The organism is Serratia sp. FS14 (genome assembly GCF_000695995.1).
GTDB classification, from domain to species: domain Bacteria; phylum Pseudomonadota; class Gammaproteobacteria; order Enterobacterales; family Enterobacteriaceae; genus Serratia; species Serratia nematodiphila.
Genome location: NZ_CP005927.1, coordinates 1089282 through 1104688, shown reverse-complemented (window position 1 = coordinate 1104688; position 15407 = coordinate 1089282). Strand labels below are relative to the sequence as shown.

Annotated in this window: 15 protein-coding genes and 1 pseudogene; 3 read left to right on the top strand and 13 right to left on the bottom strand. The window is 61.7% G+C overall.

The window, feature by feature from the left end; genetic code table 11:
* Positions 1 to 89 precede the first annotated feature (89 nt).
* Both L085_RS05095 and L085_RS05090 read right to left on the bottom strand, forming a co-directional pair.
* Entirely contained in the window at positions 90 to 515 is a 426-nt protein-coding gene (locus L085_RS05095; RefSeq protein WP_044030233.1) for an organic hydroperoxide resistance protein, read from the bottom strand.
* 160 nt (positions 516 to 675) lie between these two features.
* A complete protein-coding gene (locus tag L085_RS05090) occupies positions 676 to 1140 on the bottom strand; it encodes a MarR family transcriptional regulator (RefSeq protein ID WP_004934111.1) in 465 nt (154 codons plus the stop codon).
* Positions 1141 to 1237: 97 nt separating this feature from the next.
* Here L085_RS05090 and L085_RS05085 point away from each other — a divergent pair, with 97 nt between their 5' ends.
* A complete protein-coding gene (locus L085_RS05085; protein WP_015376230.1) occupies positions 1238 to 1837 on the top strand; it encodes an HD domain-containing protein in 600 nt (199 codons plus the stop codon).
* On the opposite strand, the gene L085_RS05080 is transcribed toward L085_RS05085, so the two are convergent.
* The 3 genes from L085_RS05080 to bglF form a co-directional block, all read right to left on the bottom strand.
* On the bottom strand, positions 1838 to 3232 hold the full coding sequence (locus L085_RS05080; RefSeq protein WP_044031934.1) for a carbohydrate porin: 1395 nt from the start codon (positions 3230 to 3232) through the stop codon (positions 1838 to 1840).
* Between the two features lie 127 nt (positions 3233 to 3359).
* Positions 3360 to 4763 (bottom strand): 6-phospho-beta-glucosidase, encoded by a 1404-nt coding sequence (ascB, locus tag L085_RS05075; protein ID WP_044030231.1) that lies wholly within the window; start codon positions 4761 to 4763, stop codon positions 3360 to 3362.
* Between the two features lie 14 nt (positions 4764 to 4777).
* Entirely contained in the window at positions 4778 to 6640 is a 1863-nt protein-coding gene (gene bglF / locus L085_RS05070) for a PTS beta-glucoside transporter subunit IIABC (protein ID WP_044030229.1), read from the bottom strand.
* Between the two features lie 660 nt (positions 6641 to 7300).
* Between bglF and L085_RS05065 the strand changes: the two genes are divergently transcribed.
* Complete coding sequence (locus tag L085_RS05065) at positions 7301 to 8050, top strand: NAD(P)-dependent oxidoreductase (RefSeq protein ID WP_015376227.1); 750 nt, start codon at positions 7301 to 7303, stop codon at positions 8048 to 8050.
* 33 nt (positions 8051 to 8083) lie between these two features.
* On the opposite strand, the gene L085_RS05060 is transcribed toward L085_RS05065, so the two are convergent.
* On the bottom strand, positions 8084 to 9250 hold the full coding sequence (locus tag L085_RS05060; RefSeq protein WP_004934092.1) for an MFS transporter: 1167 nt from the start codon (positions 9248 to 9250) through the stop codon (positions 8084 to 8086).
* A gap of 364 nt (positions 9251 to 9614) precedes the next feature.
* On the opposite strand from L085_RS05060, the gene L085_RS05055 reads away from it, so the two are divergent.
* Positions 9615 to 10715 (top strand): alkene reductase, encoded by a 1101-nt coding sequence (locus L085_RS05055; RefSeq protein ID WP_004934091.1) that lies wholly within the window; start codon positions 9615 to 9617, stop codon positions 10713 to 10715.
* Between the two features lie 20 nt (positions 10716 to 10735).
* On the opposite strand, the gene L085_RS05050 is transcribed toward L085_RS05055, so the two are convergent.
* From L085_RS05050 to L085_RS05025, 7 genes and pseudogenes are all read right to left on the bottom strand, one after another.
* Positions 10736 to 11098 carry a hypothetical protein gene (locus L085_RS05050; RefSeq protein ID WP_226988573.1) on the bottom strand — a complete coding sequence of 121 codons (363 nt, stop codon included), beginning with the start codon at positions 11096 to 11098 and terminating at the stop codon, positions 10736 to 10738.
* Positions 11099 to 11108: 10 nt separating this feature from the next.
* Entirely contained in the window at positions 11109 to 11621 is a 513-nt protein-coding gene (locus L085_RS05045) for an Mpo1-like protein (protein WP_044030228.1), read from the bottom strand.
* A gap of 71 nt (positions 11622 to 11692) precedes the next feature.
* Positions 11693 to 11848: pseudogene (locus tag L085_RS25860) on the bottom strand (universal stress protein); the annotation flags it as partial.
* Entirely contained in the window at positions 11839 to 12135 is a 297-nt protein-coding gene (locus L085_RS05040) for a universal stress protein (RefSeq protein ID WP_255347242.1), read from the bottom strand. The pseudogene L085_RS25860 and the gene L085_RS05040, both read right to left, overlap by 10 nt.
* 21 nt (positions 12136 to 12156) lie before the next feature.
* Positions 12157 to 12930: a siderophore-interacting protein gene (locus tag L085_RS05035; protein ID WP_015376223.1), complete on the bottom strand. Its 774-nt coding sequence runs from the start codon at positions 12928 to 12930 to the stop codon at positions 12157 to 12159.
* Positions 12911 to 14356, bottom strand: a complete 1446-nt coding sequence (locus L085_RS05030) for an efflux transporter outer membrane subunit (RefSeq protein ID WP_044030227.1) — start codon at positions 14354 to 14356, stop codon at positions 12911 to 12913. The genes L085_RS05035 and L085_RS05030 overlap by 20 nt, the downstream gene beginning before the upstream one ends.
* Positions 14353 to 15396 carry an HlyD family secretion protein gene (locus tag L085_RS05025; protein WP_044030225.1) on the bottom strand — a complete coding sequence of 348 codons (1044 nt, stop codon included), beginning with the start codon at positions 15394 to 15396 and terminating at the stop codon, positions 14353 to 14355. Before L085_RS05025 ends, L085_RS05030 begins: the two co-directional genes overlap by 4 nt.
* Positions 15397 to 15407: the final 11 nt, after the last annotated feature.

The window sequence follows — 15407 nt, the reverse complement described above, 5'->3', positions numbered from 1 at the left end:
TTTACCGTTTTTTTGAGCGGTTTTCAGACAGGGCACGCAAGAAAATGGAGGGATAAACCCTCCATTTTTTCCAGATATCGGCAAAAATCTTACTTAACCTTCAGAGTTACATCGATATTTCCACGGGTGGCGTTGGAGTATGGGCACACCACATGCGCCTTTTTCACCAGATCTTCCGCCACGCTGCGCTCGATGCCCGGCAGCGAGATATCCAGCTGCACTTCGATGCCGAAGCCATTCGGGATTTCACCGATGCCGACGGTGCCGTCGATCTTGGCTTCGGCCGGAATTTTGACCTTTTCTTTCGCCGCGACAAACTTCAACGCGCCGAGGAAGCAGGCCGAGTAACCGGCGGCGAACAGCTGTTCGGGGTTGGTGACTTCGCCGCCGGCGCCGCCCATCTCTTTCGGCACGCCCAGTTTCACGTCCAACACGCCGTCGGAGGAGGTCGCACGGCCGTCGCGGCCGCCGGTTGCGGTGGCGTGAGCGCGGTAAACCACTTTCTCAATAGACATCGTTCATTCCTTCTTGCTGGTTGGCGAGATGACTACGGCTTCCACGAGGTAAAGCCGGTCACATATTTATCTTTTGCGATTAAATCGCGCACTACTTATTTTTGACGCTTATTAACCAGTGTAGACCACCCCTGCCGTTCTTGCGTCCGGCGCTGGAGGATCAAATCTGATCGATCAGGCTGCCGCGCAGCTTTTCCAACTGCTGTTTGAGCGAGACGATCTCGTCCAGGCTGCAGTCGGTGGCGCACATCACCGCCTCGGGCACCGATTGCGCCCGCTCACGCAGCGCGCGGCCGGCTTCGGTGAGGGCAATGATCACCTGCCGCTCGTCGGTGGTGGCGCGATAGCGCACCAGCAAACCGGCGGTTTCCAGCCGCTTCAGCAGCGGCGTCAGCGTGGCGGAATCGAGGAACAGCCGCTCGCCGATATCCGATACCGTCACCCGATCGCGCTCCCACAGCACCATCATCACCAGGTATTGCGGGTAGGTGAGTTCGAGCTGATTCAACAGCTTGCGGTAGACTTTGTGCAGCGCCAGGTTGGCGGAGTACAGCGCGAAACAGAGCTGCTGATCGAGCTGCAGCAGGTTCTTCGCGTTGGGTTGTGCGGTATCGGTGCTTTTCATGTTTGTGAATATAGATAGTGCACGATGTAATCGCAAGCTATTTCTTGTGAGGTATGCTACCTTTTTTTCATGCAGAGGATGCTCGGAGGGAAAGGAAATGACGAATACGCTTGCAGAACGCGCGCGCCGCTACGCCACCAAGGCGCATGCGGCCATCGATCAGCGCCGCAAATACACCGACGATCCGTACATCGTCCACCCACAGGCGGTGATGGAGCTGGTGCGCAGCGTGCCGCACACCGAAGAGATGCTGGCGGCCGCCTGGCTGCATGACACGGTGGAAGATACGCCCACCACCCTCGGCGATATCGAAAGCCACTTTGGGCCAAAAGTGGCGGAACTGGTGCGAATGTTGACCAACGTCAGCCGCGCCGAGGACGGCAACCGCTTCGAGCGTAAAAACCGCGATCGGCGCCACAGCGCCGGCGCGTCGCCGCAGGCCAAAACCATCAAGCTGGCGGATCTGATCGACAACACCCGCTCGCTGCTGGACTACGACAGCCACTTCGCCCAAACCTATCTGATCGAGAAACAGCGCCTGCTGGAAGTGCTGACCGAAGGCGACCCGACGCTGTGGCGCCAGGCCAGCCATATCGTCGAACAGGGGCTGCTCAGATTGCAGCAGCCGCCGCACAACGTGCCGGCCAGCTGGTTTGAGCACGCCCGCCGGCGCTACCGCGAGAGCGACGCGGCCTGATCAGAAGGTCACCACCGTTTTCAACGCCGTCACCCAGGCGTCCTGCGTCTCGCTGACGCCCGCCGGGTGATGCCAGTATTGCAGGCCCGGCTGCAGCTGCAGCCACGGCGTGACGTTAACGCGATAATAGAGTTCCGCCGTCACCGAGTGGCCCGGCACCGGCCGATAGTTCGGATCGTGATAATCGTTGATGCCGCTCATCTGGTTGAGATAACGCTGATTGTCTTTGTAGCGGTCGCTCAGCTTCACCACCGAGACGCCGAGCCCCAGCCAGTCGTCCGGCCGCGCATCGAACAGCCCGCGATAGCGGATGCCGGTCGAGGTGGACCAATGCAGGTAGTTGCTGCGCTGATCTCCCAGCCCCAGGCTGTAGAACACGCTCAGACCGCGGTTGACGTCGTCCGCATGGCGCGTCACCTGCTGGTTGAAACCGGTATACAGGAACCAGGTGCGATCGTGGCTGCGATAGCCCTGCGGATCGCTGGCGCCCGGCCCGCCGGACACCCCTTCATAAAGATCGCTCTGGCGCGCGTTGGTGAACAGCACGCCCAGGTTATACACCCCCGGCAGCTGGTTGACGGCGTGGGTTTTCAGCTCCAGCTCCATCGGCAGCAGAAAGCCTTTGCTGCCCTTGGTGGACCAGCTCCAGGCGTGGCTGCGGCTGGGGGCGCTCGGGTTCTGTTCCATCACGCCGCCCTTGAGCGTCAGGCCGTCGGTCAGTTTGTATTGCAGCGTGGTGCCCCAGTAATGCACGTTCCAGTTGTACCAGGTCAACGAGTTGGCGGACTTGCCGCCGCACAGCGTCAGCGTCTGAAAATCGCAGGGGATGATCTGATCGAAATCCTGCACCTTGTTCATCATGCCGATGCGCCACTGCAGCCGGCGATCGAGGAAGGAGCGGCTAAAGGTCAACCAACCCAGCCGGGTAATCGACTGCCCGCCAAAGCTCTCCTGCGACAGATCGGTCAGGCCGACGCGCGGATCCTGCAGGCGATCGCGGGTCAGGTTGTTGTCATGGTTGCGGTTGACGATATTGCCTTCGATCGCCGCGTCCGAAATGCCGGTCAGCGCCTGCAAATCCTGGCTGAAGGTCAGCGAAAACTGGTCGATATACGACGCCTGTTTATCGTGGTTGTAACCGCCACCGGCGTTATACGACAGCTGGCTGAGGTAGCCGAGATTATAGTGGAAGCCGTGATCCTCCAGGATCGGCCTGATCCCCAGCATATCCCCCAACAGCCCGGGCTGCGGCGGCTCAAAGCCGAGCGCCACCCCTTCCCATTTGGCGGTGGGGGCTTCGACGTCCTTGCCGGTTTGCAGCGTTTCCGCCTGCGCCTGGCTACAGAGCAGCGCCAGCGCCGCCAGAGTCATGGAACGAGGTAATAAGCTTTTCATCATTATTATATTTCTCCGCATAACGGCTGACTGCGGGCAACAGCATTCCCTGGGAGAGAATTTCCCATCATGAACAGCAGCGAATAACGTTAGGTTAACGCCCGGCGCTTGCCGCCGGGCTGAAGGGTTAGCGTCGGTCTTTCAGGCTGGCGCCGTTGCTGTGGATCACATCGCGGTACCAGTAGAAACTCTTCTTGCGGCGGCGCTCGAGGCTGCCGTTGCCGGCATCGTCCCTGTCGACGTGAATGAAGCCGTAGCGCTTCGACATTTCGGCCTTCGAAGCGCTGACCAGATCGATCGGCCCCCAGCTGGTGTAGCCCATCACCTCGACGCCGTCGTCGATCGCTTCCGCCACCTGCACCAGATGATCATTGAGGTAGTTGATGCGGTAATCGTCGTTGATGCTGCCGTCGGCCTCGACGCGGTCTTTGGCGCCCAGCCCATTTTCGACGATGAACAGCGGTTTCTGATAGCGGTCGTACAGCACGTTGAGCAGGTAGCGCAGCCCGATCGGGTCGATTTGCCATCCCCACTCCGAGCTGGCCAGATGCGGGTTCGGCACCATATCGAGAATGTTGCCGCGCGCCGTCTCATACTGCTCCGGGTCAGCGGTGACGCAGCCGCTCATGTAGTAGCTGAACGAGATGAAATCGATGGTTTCACGCAGCGTTCGCCGATCTTCCTCGGTGATCGCCACCTGAATGCCGTTTTCACGGAAGAAGCGCTGCATATAGGCCGGGTAATAGCCGCGCGCCTGCACGTCGCCGAAGAACAGCCAGTCGCGGTTTTGCCGCTGGGTTTCCAGCAGATCTTCCGGCTTGCAGCTCAGCGGATACAGAATGCCGCCCAACAGCATGTTGCCGATTTTGCCCTCCGGCACGATCTCGTGACAGGCCTTCACCGCTTTGGCGCTGGCCACCAGCTGATGGTGGATCGCCTGATAGATGGCGCTCTTGTCGCTCTCCGGCGGCAGACCGACGCCGGTGAAAGGCGCGTGCAGCGACATGTTGATCTCGTTGAAGGTCAGCCAGTATTTGACCTTGTGCTTGTAACGTTCGAACACCGTGCGCGCGTAGCGCTCGAAGAAGTCGATGGTGCGGCGATCGCCCCAGCCGCCGTAGTGCTTCACCAGGCCGTAAGGCATTTCATAGTGCGACAGCGTGATCAGCGGCTGAATGCCGTATTTCGCCATCTCATCGAACAGCCGATCGTAAAACGCCAGCCCGGCTTCGTTCGGGGTCTCTTCATCGCCCTGCGGGAAAATGCGCGTCCAGGCGATCGAGGTGCGCAGGCACTTGAAACCCATTTCGGCGAACAGCGCGATATCCTCTGGATAACGATGATAGAAATCGATCGCCACGTCCTTGATGCCGCTGTCGCCCGCCGTGCGCGGCGTGATGGCGCCGAAGATGCCCTGCGGCTGCAGATCGGAGGTCGACAGCCCCTTGCCGTCGGCCTGATACGCGCCTTCTACCTGGTTCGCCGCTACCGCGCCGCCCCACAGAAAATGTTGCGGAAACTTGCCGTTCATCGCTTGCTCCTCAATTAACGTAATAAAGTCAGCAGCGGCACCTGTTCCTGCACCGGAGACAGGCCGCTGGTCAATACGTCCACGTAATCATCGCTGTTGCTGATGATGATCGGCGTGGTGGTGTCATAGCCGGCGGCATGGATCGCCGCCTGGTCGAACTCGATCAGCAGATCGCCCGGGGCGACCCGCTCGCCTTCCCGCACGTGGGCGGTGAAATGCGCCCCGTCCAGCTTCACGGTATCGATGCCGACGTGAATAAGAATCTCCGCGCCGTCGTCCGATTCGATGCCGATGGCGTGTTTGGTTTTGAACAGCGACGCCACGCTGCCGCTCACCGGCGCCACCACGCGCCCCTGCTGCGGCGCAATCGCCACCCCTTTCCCCAGCAGGCCGCTGGCGAAAGTCGCGTCGTTCACCTGATCCAGCGGCACGATGTCGCCGGCGATCGGGCTGAGGATCGCCTGTTTGCGGTTGAGCGGCGCGGCGGCTTCAGGCTGCGCCGCGTCTTCCGCCGGCGCAACGCCGAACAGATAGCTGGCCAGCGCGGCGAACACGAACGACAGCAGGGTGCCGCCGATCGCGCCCCATACCGTGGCGTCGATGCCGCCGCCGGGGATGATCTGCGCGAAGGTGAACACGCTCACCAGGCCGAACGAGTAAACCGAAGTATGGAAGTAGCCGATCACCGCGCCGCCCAGCGCGCCGCCGATGCAGCCGAAGATGAATGGGCGTTTGTTCGGCAGCGTGACGCCATACACCGCCGGCTCGGTGATGCCGAAAATGCCGGCGCCGATGGCCGAAGCGGACAGCGCCCGCAGTTTGGCGTCGCGAGTGCGCAGCATCACGCCCAGCGTGGCGCCGACCTGCCCCATCACCGCCGGCAACAGCAGCGGCACCATGGTGTCGCGCCCCAGCACGCTCAGGTTGTTGATCATCAACGGCACCAATCCCCAATGCAGGCCGAAGATCACGCACACCTGCCACATCGCCCCCATAAAGGCGCCGGCGATGATCGGGTTAAAGGCGTAAATGCTCTGATAGCCGTTGGCCAGCAGGTGGCTGAGCCAGGTTGCCGCCGGGCCGATCAGCAGGAAGGTCAACGGCACAGTGATCGCCAGGCACAGCAGCGGCGTGATGAAATTGCGCAGCGCACTGTGGATCACCCGGTTAAACAGCGGCTCCAGGCGGCAGGACACCCAGGCCGCGAAGATGATCGGGATCACCGACGAGCTGTAGTTGATGAAGGTCAGCGGAATGCCGAAGAAATACTCGCGCACCGCGCCCGGCTGCTGCGCCGCCTCGAACGCCGCTATCATCAGCGGGTGCGTCAGCGCGCCGCCGATCGCCATGGTGACGAACGGGTTGCCGCCGAATTTTTTCCCGGCGGTGTAGCCGAGCATGATCGGGAAGAAGTAGAACAGCGCGTCGCTGGCGGCGAACAGCATTTTGAAGGTGCCGCCGCTCTCCAGCAGCCAGCCGCAGGCCAGGCTCAGCGCCAGGAAGCCTTTCAGGATCCCCGAAGCGGCCATCACCCCGAGCAGCGGGGTGAAAATGCCGGACACCAGATCGATAAAGCGGCTGAGCAGGTTGTCTTTTTTGCCGCCCGCGTCGTCGCTCGGCGCACCTTCGGCCAACCCGCCGACCCGATTGACCGCGTCGAACACCTCCGCCACGTGGTTGCCCACCACCACCTGGAACTGGCCGCCGCTTTCCACCACCATGATAACGCCCGGATTTTTCTTCAGCGCTGCCGCGTTGGCGCGATTGTCGTCGCGCAGCTTGAAACGCAGGCGGGTAGCGCAATGCACCAGGCTTTTCACATTGTCGCGGCCACCGACGCCGGCCAAAATCTCACTGGCTAATGTGTCATATTTCATACTGTTATCCTTAGACTTCGCGTTCTGCCGCTCCCCGCCCCGCGCTGGCCTGGCGCTGAGGCTAAATTCGGCGCAAAAAAAAACCTAAACCTCGCGGCCTCTGCCCCATCGGGGAACAGAAACGCGAGGTTTAGGTTTTGCCTGCCGTAGCAGTAACAACCCTAAATCGGTTGAGTTATGACGTTAACACCGCGGATTTTGCCGGGGCAAGCCTTTGCGTCGGCAAATTGCCGAACTGTGATCGGGCGGGCAAAACCGACCTGAGGTATCAAATAAGGCCTGTCGCCCTCTATCGGCTTCAGCACAGCAGTGATATATCGCGCAGGCGGAATAGAGAGGGGGCGGAATATCGCCCGCCTCAGGCAAAAACATAAGATTAACTAACCTAATAATTCACAGTCAGGCGAAAGCAAAGCGCTCGTCCATCCACTGTCAATCCCCGCTTTTTTGGTCGAAATCGGCAATCCATAAGGCAAATAGATCGCCAAACTTGATTGCGCATCGTTAACATTCCACGATATTCACCTGTGCAAAAATCACCATGCGCAATTGATAATGGTGAAAGAAACATCAGAATGACTAATTAAAACGACTGGACAAAAGTCACGCGGGCGATTATTACTGGTCAACGCGTAATCGATTGTAAGGATGACAGCGACCATGACGTTGCGGACTGAGTTGGGACGGATTCTGATCACCGGCGCCGGCGGCCGGGTGGCCACGGCGTTTCGCCAGGCGATGGGCGATCGCTACGCGCTGCGGCTGGCGGAAAGGGATGTCAGCCTGCTGCACGATCTGCAGCCCGGCGACGAAGTCATCAGCTTCAACATCGCCGATCTCGACGCCTGCCGCGCGGCCTGCGCCAATATCGACACCGTGTTGCATCTGGCCGCCGATCCCTCCCCCGATGCCGACTTTTGCGGTTCGTTGATGGACAACAACATTCTCGGCACCTTCAATATTTTCCGCGCGGCGAAAGACGCCGGCTGCCGCCGGGTGGTGTTCGCCAGCAGCGCACAGGCGGTGGAAGGCTATCCGCTCGATTACCAAATCCGCCCGGATGACGCGCCGAAACCGAAAAACCTGTACGGTGCCAGCAAGGCGTTCGGCGAAGGCATCGCCGCCTACTTCGCCCATCAGGAAGGGCTTTCCGCCCTGTCGGTGCGCATCGCCAACTTCACCACCCTCAGCCCGGGCGATCGGCTCAGCGCCCGCGACATGAGCGCGTTTCTCAGCCATCGCGACGCCGCCGATCTGCTGGAGCGCTGCATTCGTGTCGACGGGGTGCAATATGCGGTGGTGCACGGGGTTTCCAATAACCGCTACACGCGTTTATCGCTGGAAGAGACCCGTCGCCTGCTCGGCTACGCCCCGCAGGACGATGCGTTCAGCCTGCTCGGCTTTGAGTGAGCGCGGCGGGGAACCCCGCCGCACGCTGTCGTTTTAACCGTTGGCGTAGGCCACTTTTTCGGCCTGACGGTGGGTGAACAGCACCAGCAGCAGCGCCAATCCGGCAATAATCGCCCCCATCACCGGCACGAAGCTGTATCCCAGCCCGGCGGAGACTACCGCGCCACCGGCGGCGGCGCCCAGCGCATTGCCCAGGTTAAAGGCACCGATATTGACCGAAGACGACAGCCCCGGCGCTTCACTGGCGACACGCATCACGCGCATCTGCAGCGGCGGCACCACGGCAAAGGTCGCCGCGCCCCAAATCACCATGCTGACTGCGGCGCCGATTTCACTGCGCGCCAGGAACGGGATCACCAGCATAATGACCACCAGCAGCAACAGGAAGCCTTTCAGCGTCGCGCTTTCGGAGCGGTCGGCGAACTTGCCGCCGAGGTAGTTGCCGATGGAGAAACCGACGCCGATCAACACCAGCATAGACGTCACGAACAGCGGTGTCGCATCGGTGATGTGCTGCAACACCGGCGAGATATAGGTATAGAGCGTGAACATCGCGCCCGCGCCCAGCACGGTCGTCAGCAAGGCGGACAGCACCTGAGGGCGCACCAATACCGACAACTCGCGTTTTACATCCGGACGCGCGCCGGCGCTGCCTTGCGGCAACGAGAACCACAGCCCCAGCATGGCGATCACGCCCAGCCCGGCCGTCGCCAGGAACGACATGCGCCAGCCGATGGTTTCACCCAGCCAGGTCGCGGCGGGCACCCCGCCGATATTGGCGATGGTCAGGCCCATAAACATGGTCGCCACTGCGCTGGCCTGTTTCTCCTTCGGCACCACGCTGGCGGCCACCACCGATCCGAGGCCAAAGAACGCGCCGTGGTTCAGGCTGGTGATGATGCGCGACAGCATCAGGGTGGTGTAGTCAGGCGCAACGGCCGACAGCACGTTACCCAGAGTAAAGATCGCCATCAGGAAGATCAGCGCGCTTCTGCGTGCCCGGTGAGAAAGCAGCAACGTCATCAGCGGTGCGCCGACCATCACGCCGACGGCGTAGGCGCTGATCAACATGCCGGCCATCGGGATGGAGACGTCCACCCCTTTGGCGATGGTCGGCAGCAACCCCATCGGGGAAAACTCGGTCGTGCCGATGCCGAACGCCCCCACCGCCAGGGCTAATAAGGGAAAGTTAATTTTCATTCAACAACTCCGGTTAACCGCTGCCGAAGCGCGGGAAAGTTAAGATGCCAAAAGTATGACATTGATCACACCAAAGATAAGCAGGCGGGAGGCTAAAAGACTTTTGCGATTTTGTTAAAAATCGTGGGGAAAAACAGCAGCCGACTCTATCCCAACCACGCGCCGACAGGCAATAGCCGCCGTCGCCCGAGCGCACATCGGGTTCATTCCCGCCACCTGCGGCAAGCCGGCGGCCACCGCAACTATTGAACACAGAGCAAAAGTGTTTTGTTATTGTGCGCGTTTTTAGAATTAAACGACGAAATATAATGGCCTCAGTAAAACATCAATGCCCTACGGCCCCATTCACACAGAGGGAAGCGCCATGCTTTTTGACTCGTATTCTTTAAACGGTTTATCGCTGAACAATCGCATCGTCATGCCGCCCATGACCCGCTCTCGGGCCGGCGCCGGCGACGTCGCCACCGACATGATGGCTGAATATTATGCCCAGCGCGCCAGCGCCGGGCTGATCGTCAGCGAAGGCACGCAGATTAGCCAGCAAGGCCAGGGTTATGCCTGGACGCCCGGCATTTACACCCCGGAACACATCGCCGGTTGGAAAAAAGTCACCGACGCCGTACATCAGGCCGGCGGCAAGATCTTCGCGCAGCTTTGGCACGTCGGCCGCGTGTCGCATACCATTCTACAGCCTGGCCACGCCGCGCCGGTCTCCTCCTCCGCTATCCAGGCCGATGGGGTCAAGGTATTTGTGGATGTCGAAGGCCGCGGGCCGGAACATGGCGTGGGTGAAATGGTGCAACACTCCGCACCGCGCGCCTTAACGCGGGAAGAAATTCCGGCGATCGTCAATGACTACGCTCAGGCGGCCCGCAACGCCATCGCCGCCGGTTTCGATGGCGTAGAGCTGCACGGCGCGAATGGCTATCTGATCAATCAGTTTATCGACTCGCGGGAAAACCAGCGCGACGACGAATACGGCGGTTCACTGCAAAATCGCCTGCGTTTCCTGCGGGAAGTGGCGCAGGCGGTAGCGGACGCCATCGGCAAAGAGAAACTGGGCGTGCGCCTGGCGCCGCTGACCACCCTGATGGGCTCGCAGGACGACACCCCGGAAGCCACCTATCTGGCGGCGGCCAGCGTGCTGAACGATATCGGCGCCGCTTACATTCACATCGCCGAAGCGGACTGGGATGACGCCCCGGTGATGCCGGCGGCGTTCAAAGAATCACTGCGCCTGATTTTCCGCGGCACGCTGATTTACTCGGGCAAATACACGCGTGAACGCGCTGAAGAAGCGCTGGCCAAAGGCTGGGCGGATCTGATCGGCTTCGGCCGCCCGTTCATCGCCAACCCGGATCTGCCCCACCGCCTGCAACACGGGCTGGCGCTGAATGCGCCCATTAAAGAGAAATTTTTCGGCGGCAGCCGTGAAGGCTACACCGATTACCCGGCGATCGGGTAACGATCGCCGACAACGCCGGCTCAAGCCGGCGTTATTTTTTTCTGTGCTTCGATCCAGTCAAGAAATTGCATCATTCTGTCGCTAAAATCCGCGTCATTCGCCTCCCCTGCCGCGTGCGCTAACCAATAGTCCATTTCATCGCGCTGCTCTGCATAAAGCGCCAACAGCTGATCGGCATAGTCGGTTAGCGTTATCGGCCAGAACGGGCTCCCCTCGGCGCGCAACATATTGGTGGCGCGGATCAGCTTTCTGGCCGCTTCGCGCTTTAAGCGCCTCTCATCCGATACCGTCCTTGCCTGCAGCAGTTGCTCCCGATAACGCGCCAACGCGGGCCGTAAATCAGCATTGACCGCCAGCGCGATGCTCCGGCGCCAACGCTTCATCAACGCCACCTCATCCCCTCCCGCTGCGCACTTTGCCCGCGCGCAGTTCGATGTTCCGCTGCAGTTCGCGCAGCCCGCCGGCCAGGAAGCAGGCTTCCGCCAGCACGAACAGCGGGCCGATGATAAGGCCCGTCACGTCGTCCATAAACGCCGGTTTTCGCCCCTCCCAAAAGTGCCCGGCAAACTGAAACAGCCAGCCGATGACGAAGCCGCCGATGCCGACGCTCAACCACGCCGCCGTCGACAGCGACGCCACCCAGGCACCGAACCCGAGGCACAGCAGCAGCAACGCCAGCATCATGATGCCAAGGCGCAGGTTCAGCCGCAGGTAATAGAGCGCCGAGACGATAACCGCCGCGCAGGCCGGCGAAAACGGCAGCCCTCCCGCGCCCCACGCCGGCCGGGAGAGCAGCGCCAGCAGGCTGATGACGATCAGGGGGATACCGATAAAATGCGTGGCGATATTGCGCGTATCGCGGTGATAGGCGGCATAAGCGGCAAGGTGATCTTCCAGACTTCGCATGTTGACCTCCGGTATGTGCGGCCTTCGTCGCCGAACGCGCGCAGCCGCATGCGGCTGCCCTTACCCATAGCTTAGCGCGGGATCACCAATACCGGTTGACCGATCTCATCCAGCAGGCCACGCGTGACGGAAGCGTTCAGCCAGCGCCCCAACGAAGACAGGTGGCGGTGCGAGATGATCAACAGATCGCAGTTGAACAGCGCCATCTGTTCCGGGATCACCTCAATGGGCGAGCCCGCGGCCAGCAAGCCCTGGGCATTGAAGCCCTGTGTTTCAGCGCCCGCGTCACCTGCCCGACCTGCTTTTCCGCCAGCGCTTCTTCCCGTTGGGCGGCGGGATACTCCTCGCGCTCATCGCTGTCGAAACGCAGGCCGCTGCGGCTGAGCGTGAAGGCATTGTCCACCACCGTCAGCACAATCACGCCGCCGATGCTGCCTTGCAGGCGCGCCATAAATTCCAGGGCGTTGCCGCTGTGTTCAAAGCAGTCCACCGCCAATAACACTCTCTCAATCATAACCATCCTCACTCGCCCGAGTTAAATCGCGCCCTTGAAATTGGCTTCGCCCTTTTTCCAATAACCTTTGGCAAACAAGGCGGCGCGGGAAATGCCCATTTCGTTGATAAAACGCGCCTTCAGATAGGCGGCGACCTGGTGCTCGCAGGCCAACCACACCTGCCCTTCGCCGGCCGGCAGCTCGCAATGGCTGACGGCCTGCACCAGCGGGCTGTTCATCACGCTGTCGAAATGTCGGGTGCGGATTTGCCAGCTGTTCACCTGCAAAAAGGAGCAATCGACGTCCTGGATCTCCTGCGCATCGCCCACCTCGGCGAACCACAGCACCGGCAACGGTGCGGAGAGCGAGGCGATAATGGTGCGCATGGCGGGCAGCGCGGTCTCATCACCCAGCAACAGCAGCCAGCGAGTTTGCGGCAACAGCCGAAAGCCGCCGGAGCAAGGGCCGGCGAACCCCAGCTTGTCGCCCGGCATCGCGTCGCGCGCCCAGTTCGACGCCGGGCCTTCGCCGTGCAGCACCATGTCGATATCGAAGGTGCGGGCGAGTTTGTCGATGCCGCTCAGGGTGTAGGCCCGCCCGGCCAGCGTGTCGCGCCACGGGAAGAACACCTTGACCCAGCTGGCCGGCTCCTGCGCGCGCGGATCGGCGATAAACTTATCCACATCGTCGCCGCTCAACGTGATGCGCCTGATCCGAGCGGTGACTTGCCGCACGGCGCTCACCCGTGCCTCCCGTTTGCGGCGGGTGTCCCTTTCCAGCATCTCGTCAACAATCTTATTCAGCGTGTTGTGCATCAGCCTTCTCCTGTGGCGCCGCAGACGGGTAGGTGAGTTCCCAGCCGCCGCCCAGCGCTCGATAGATATTCACCACGGCGATCGCCGTCTCCTCCTCTGAAACAATTTGCGCGGACTGCAGATCCAGCAGCGCGCGCTGCGTGCTCAGGACGTGGATAAAATCGCTGGCGCCGTTCAGATAGCTGTCGCGCGCCAGCGCAAACGCGTGTCGGTTGGCGGCCAGCGCTTCGGCCAGGTGCGTCTGGCGGCGCTGTTGGGCGCGATAGCCGGAAAGCGCGTCGTCGATCTCATGCCAGGCGCGCAGCACCGTTTGCTGGTAGGCGATGGCCATTTCCTGCTGGCGATATTCGCTCAGGCGTACCCGCTGGGTGATTTTTCCCCCGTCGAACAACGGCAGATACAAAACGGGGCCGATGGCGAAGGTATGCGTGGACCAGCTGCCCATATCCGACAAGGCCAATGCCTGGTAGCCCGCGTTGCCGGTCAGCGTGATGCGCGGGTAGTAGTCGGCGGTGGCGACGCCGATCTCGGCGGTCGCCTGATGCAAACGCTCCGCCGCTTCGCGAATATCCGGCCTGCGCAGCGCCAGATCCGACGGCACCCCCATCGGCACCGCGCGCGCCAGCGTCGGCAGCGGCCCCGGCGGCGACAGCATCGCGTTCAGCGCGCCCGGCCGCTCGCCCAGCAACAGGCCGATGGCGTTAATCAGCCGTTCTTGCCGGTCGGCCAACGTCGGCAGCAGAGCATCCACCTGCGCCAATTGCACCTGCGCCTGATCGATATCCAGTTCGTTGCCCGCGCCGCTTTGATAGCGGCTTTGCGTCAACTGCAGCGTGCGCAGCGCCGTGGCGCGGTTTTCCTGCGCCACCGCCAGCTGCTGCTGCGTGGCGCGCAGGCGCAGATAGTTGCTCGCCACCTCCGCCGTCACCGACGTCAACAGCGCGCGTCGATTCTCCTGCGAAGCGGCAAAGCCGGCGCGCGCGCTTTCCGACGCGCGGCGCAGCTTGCCCCACATGTCCAGCTCCCAGGCGGCGCTGAAGCCGCCGCGCCAGAGGTTGTAATCCGCCTCTCCGCCGTTGCCGGACGGATCCATGCTGCCCACCGAGGTAGCTCGCTGGCGCTGATAGGCGCCATCCAGGCTCAGATCCGGCATCAGCGCCGCCTCCGTCACCCCCAGCAGGGCGCGGCTCTGTTGCAGGCGCGCCGTGGCGAGCTGCAGATCCAGGTTACCGGCCGCCACGCGCTGCACCAGCTGCGACAGCGGTACATCGTTGAATATCGACCACCAGGCCACCGGCAATGCCCCGCCGCCGGCCTGCTCACCCCAGCTCTCGGGCAGCGCGCTCTGCGGCCGAGCGTAGTCCGGCCCTACCGCCCGGCAGCCGCTCAGCGCCATCAACAGCAGCGGGATCACGGCTCTGTTCATTGCAGGCCTCCGTCCAGCGTATTGATGCTGACGTCCGCAGACATGCCGACGCGCAGGGCGCTCAACAAGGCGGCATGCTCTTTGTTGATATCAAATACAATTTTCACCGGGATGCGCTGCACGATCTTGGTGAAGTTGCCGGTGGCGTTCTCCGGCGCCACGGCCGCGAAGCTGACGCCGGAAGCCGGCGCGATGCTGTCCACCTGCCCTTTCAGCGTTTGGCCGGGAAAGGTATCGATATGGATGTCTACCGACTGCCCGTGCGCAATGTTTTCCAACTGGGTTTCCTGGTAGTTGGCGATGATGTACAGCTTGTCCTGCGGCACGATGGCCAGCAGCGCATCGCCCGGTTTGACGAACTCCCCGACCCGCAGACTTTTCTTGCCGATCACGCCGCCGATCGGCGCGGTGATGCGGGTGTAAGACAGGTTCAGTTCGGCCATCGCTTTCTTGGCCTGCGCCAGCATCAGCTCGGCATCGCTGTCCGCCAGCTTGGCCTGCAGCACCAGCTCCATGTTTCGCGCCGCTTTGAGCGTCGCCTCCGCCTGCGCCACATTGGCGGAAAGCGTGTGCACCCGCGTTGTCGCCTGCTGCGCCGCCTGCTGCGACCCCGCGCCGCTGCTGGCCATTCTCTGGTAGCGGTTCTGCTCCTGACGCGCAAACGCCAGCTCCGCCTGCGCCGCCTGCCGCTCCGCCTGCGCGGCGGCGATCAGCGCGCTCTGCCGGGTGAGGTTGGCCCTGGCGTCGTCCTGCCGGGCGCGGGCGGATTGCTCCTGCGCCGTCGCCTGCGCAAGGGCAACGTTGAATTCACGCGGATCGATCACCGCCAGCAACTCCCCCTGTTTAACCCACTGGTTGTCCCTGACCAACACCTGCGCAATTTCACCGGCAATCTGCGGAGAAATACGCGAGATATCGGCGCGAATATAGGCGTCGTTGGTATTCTGCTGTGTCTCTTTAATAAAAAACTTATTCATTAATAACCCCAGCGTAATGACGGTAACCGCCAATACGGCGACGGCGACTTTTTTGTTAGCCATAAAAGTGACTC

Excerpts from the sequence above, each read along its gene's own strand:
- L085_RS05095 (WP_044030233.1), bottom strand. The coding sequence starts at position 515 with ATGTCTATTGAGAAAGTGGTTTACCGCGCTCACGCCACCGCAACCGGC.
- L085_RS05090 (WP_004934111.1), bottom strand. The coding sequence starts at position 1,140 with ATGAAAAGCACCGATACCGCACAACCCAACGCGAAGAACCTGCTGCAG.
- L085_RS05085 (WP_015376230.1), top strand. The coding sequence starts at position 1,238 with ATGACGAATACGCTTGCAGAACGCGCGCGCCGCTACGCCACCAAGGCG.
- L085_RS05080 (WP_044031934.1), bottom strand. The coding sequence starts at position 3,232 with ATGAAAAGCTTATTACCTCGTTCCATGACTCTGGCGGCGCTGGCGCTG.
- ascB (WP_044030231.1), bottom strand. The coding sequence starts at position 4,763 with ATGAACGGCAAGTTTCCGCAACATTTTCTGTGGGGCGGCGCGGTAGCG.
- bglF (WP_044030229.1), bottom strand. The coding sequence starts at position 6,640 with ATGAAATATGACACATTAGCCAGTGAGATTTTGGCCGGCGTCGGTGGC.
- L085_RS05065 (WP_015376227.1), top strand. The coding sequence starts at position 7,301 with ATGACGTTGCGGACTGAGTTGGGACGGATTCTGATCACCGGCGCCGGC.
- L085_RS05060 (WP_004934092.1), bottom strand. The coding sequence starts at position 9,250 with ATGAAAATTAACTTTCCCTTATTAGCCCTGGCGGTGGGGGCGTTCGGC.
- L085_RS05055 (WP_004934091.1), top strand. The coding sequence starts at position 9,615 with ATGCTTTTTGACTCGTATTCTTTAAACGGTTTATCGCTGAACAATCGC.
- L085_RS05050 (WP_226988573.1), bottom strand. The coding sequence starts at position 11,098 with ATGAAGCGTTGGCGCCGGAGCATCGCGCTGGCGGTCAATGCTGATTTA.
- L085_RS05045 (WP_044030228.1), bottom strand. The coding sequence starts at position 11,621 with ATGCGAAGTCTGGAAGATCACCTTGCCGCTTATGCCGCCTATCACCGC.
- L085_RS05040 (WP_255347242.1), bottom strand. The coding sequence starts at position 12,135 with ATGATTGAGAGAGTGTTATTGGCGGTGGACTGCTTTGAACACAGCGGC.
- L085_RS05035 (WP_015376223.1), bottom strand. The coding sequence starts at position 12,930 with ATGCACAACACGCTGAATAAGATTGTTGACGAGATGCTGGAAAGGGAC.
- L085_RS05030 (WP_044030227.1), bottom strand. The coding sequence starts at position 14,356 with ATGAACAGAGCCGTGATCCCGCTGCTGTTGATGGCGCTGAGCGGCTGC.
- L085_RS05025 (WP_044030225.1), bottom strand. The coding sequence starts at position 15,396 with ATGGCTAACAAAAAAGTCGCCGTCGCCGTATTGGCGGTTACCGTCATT.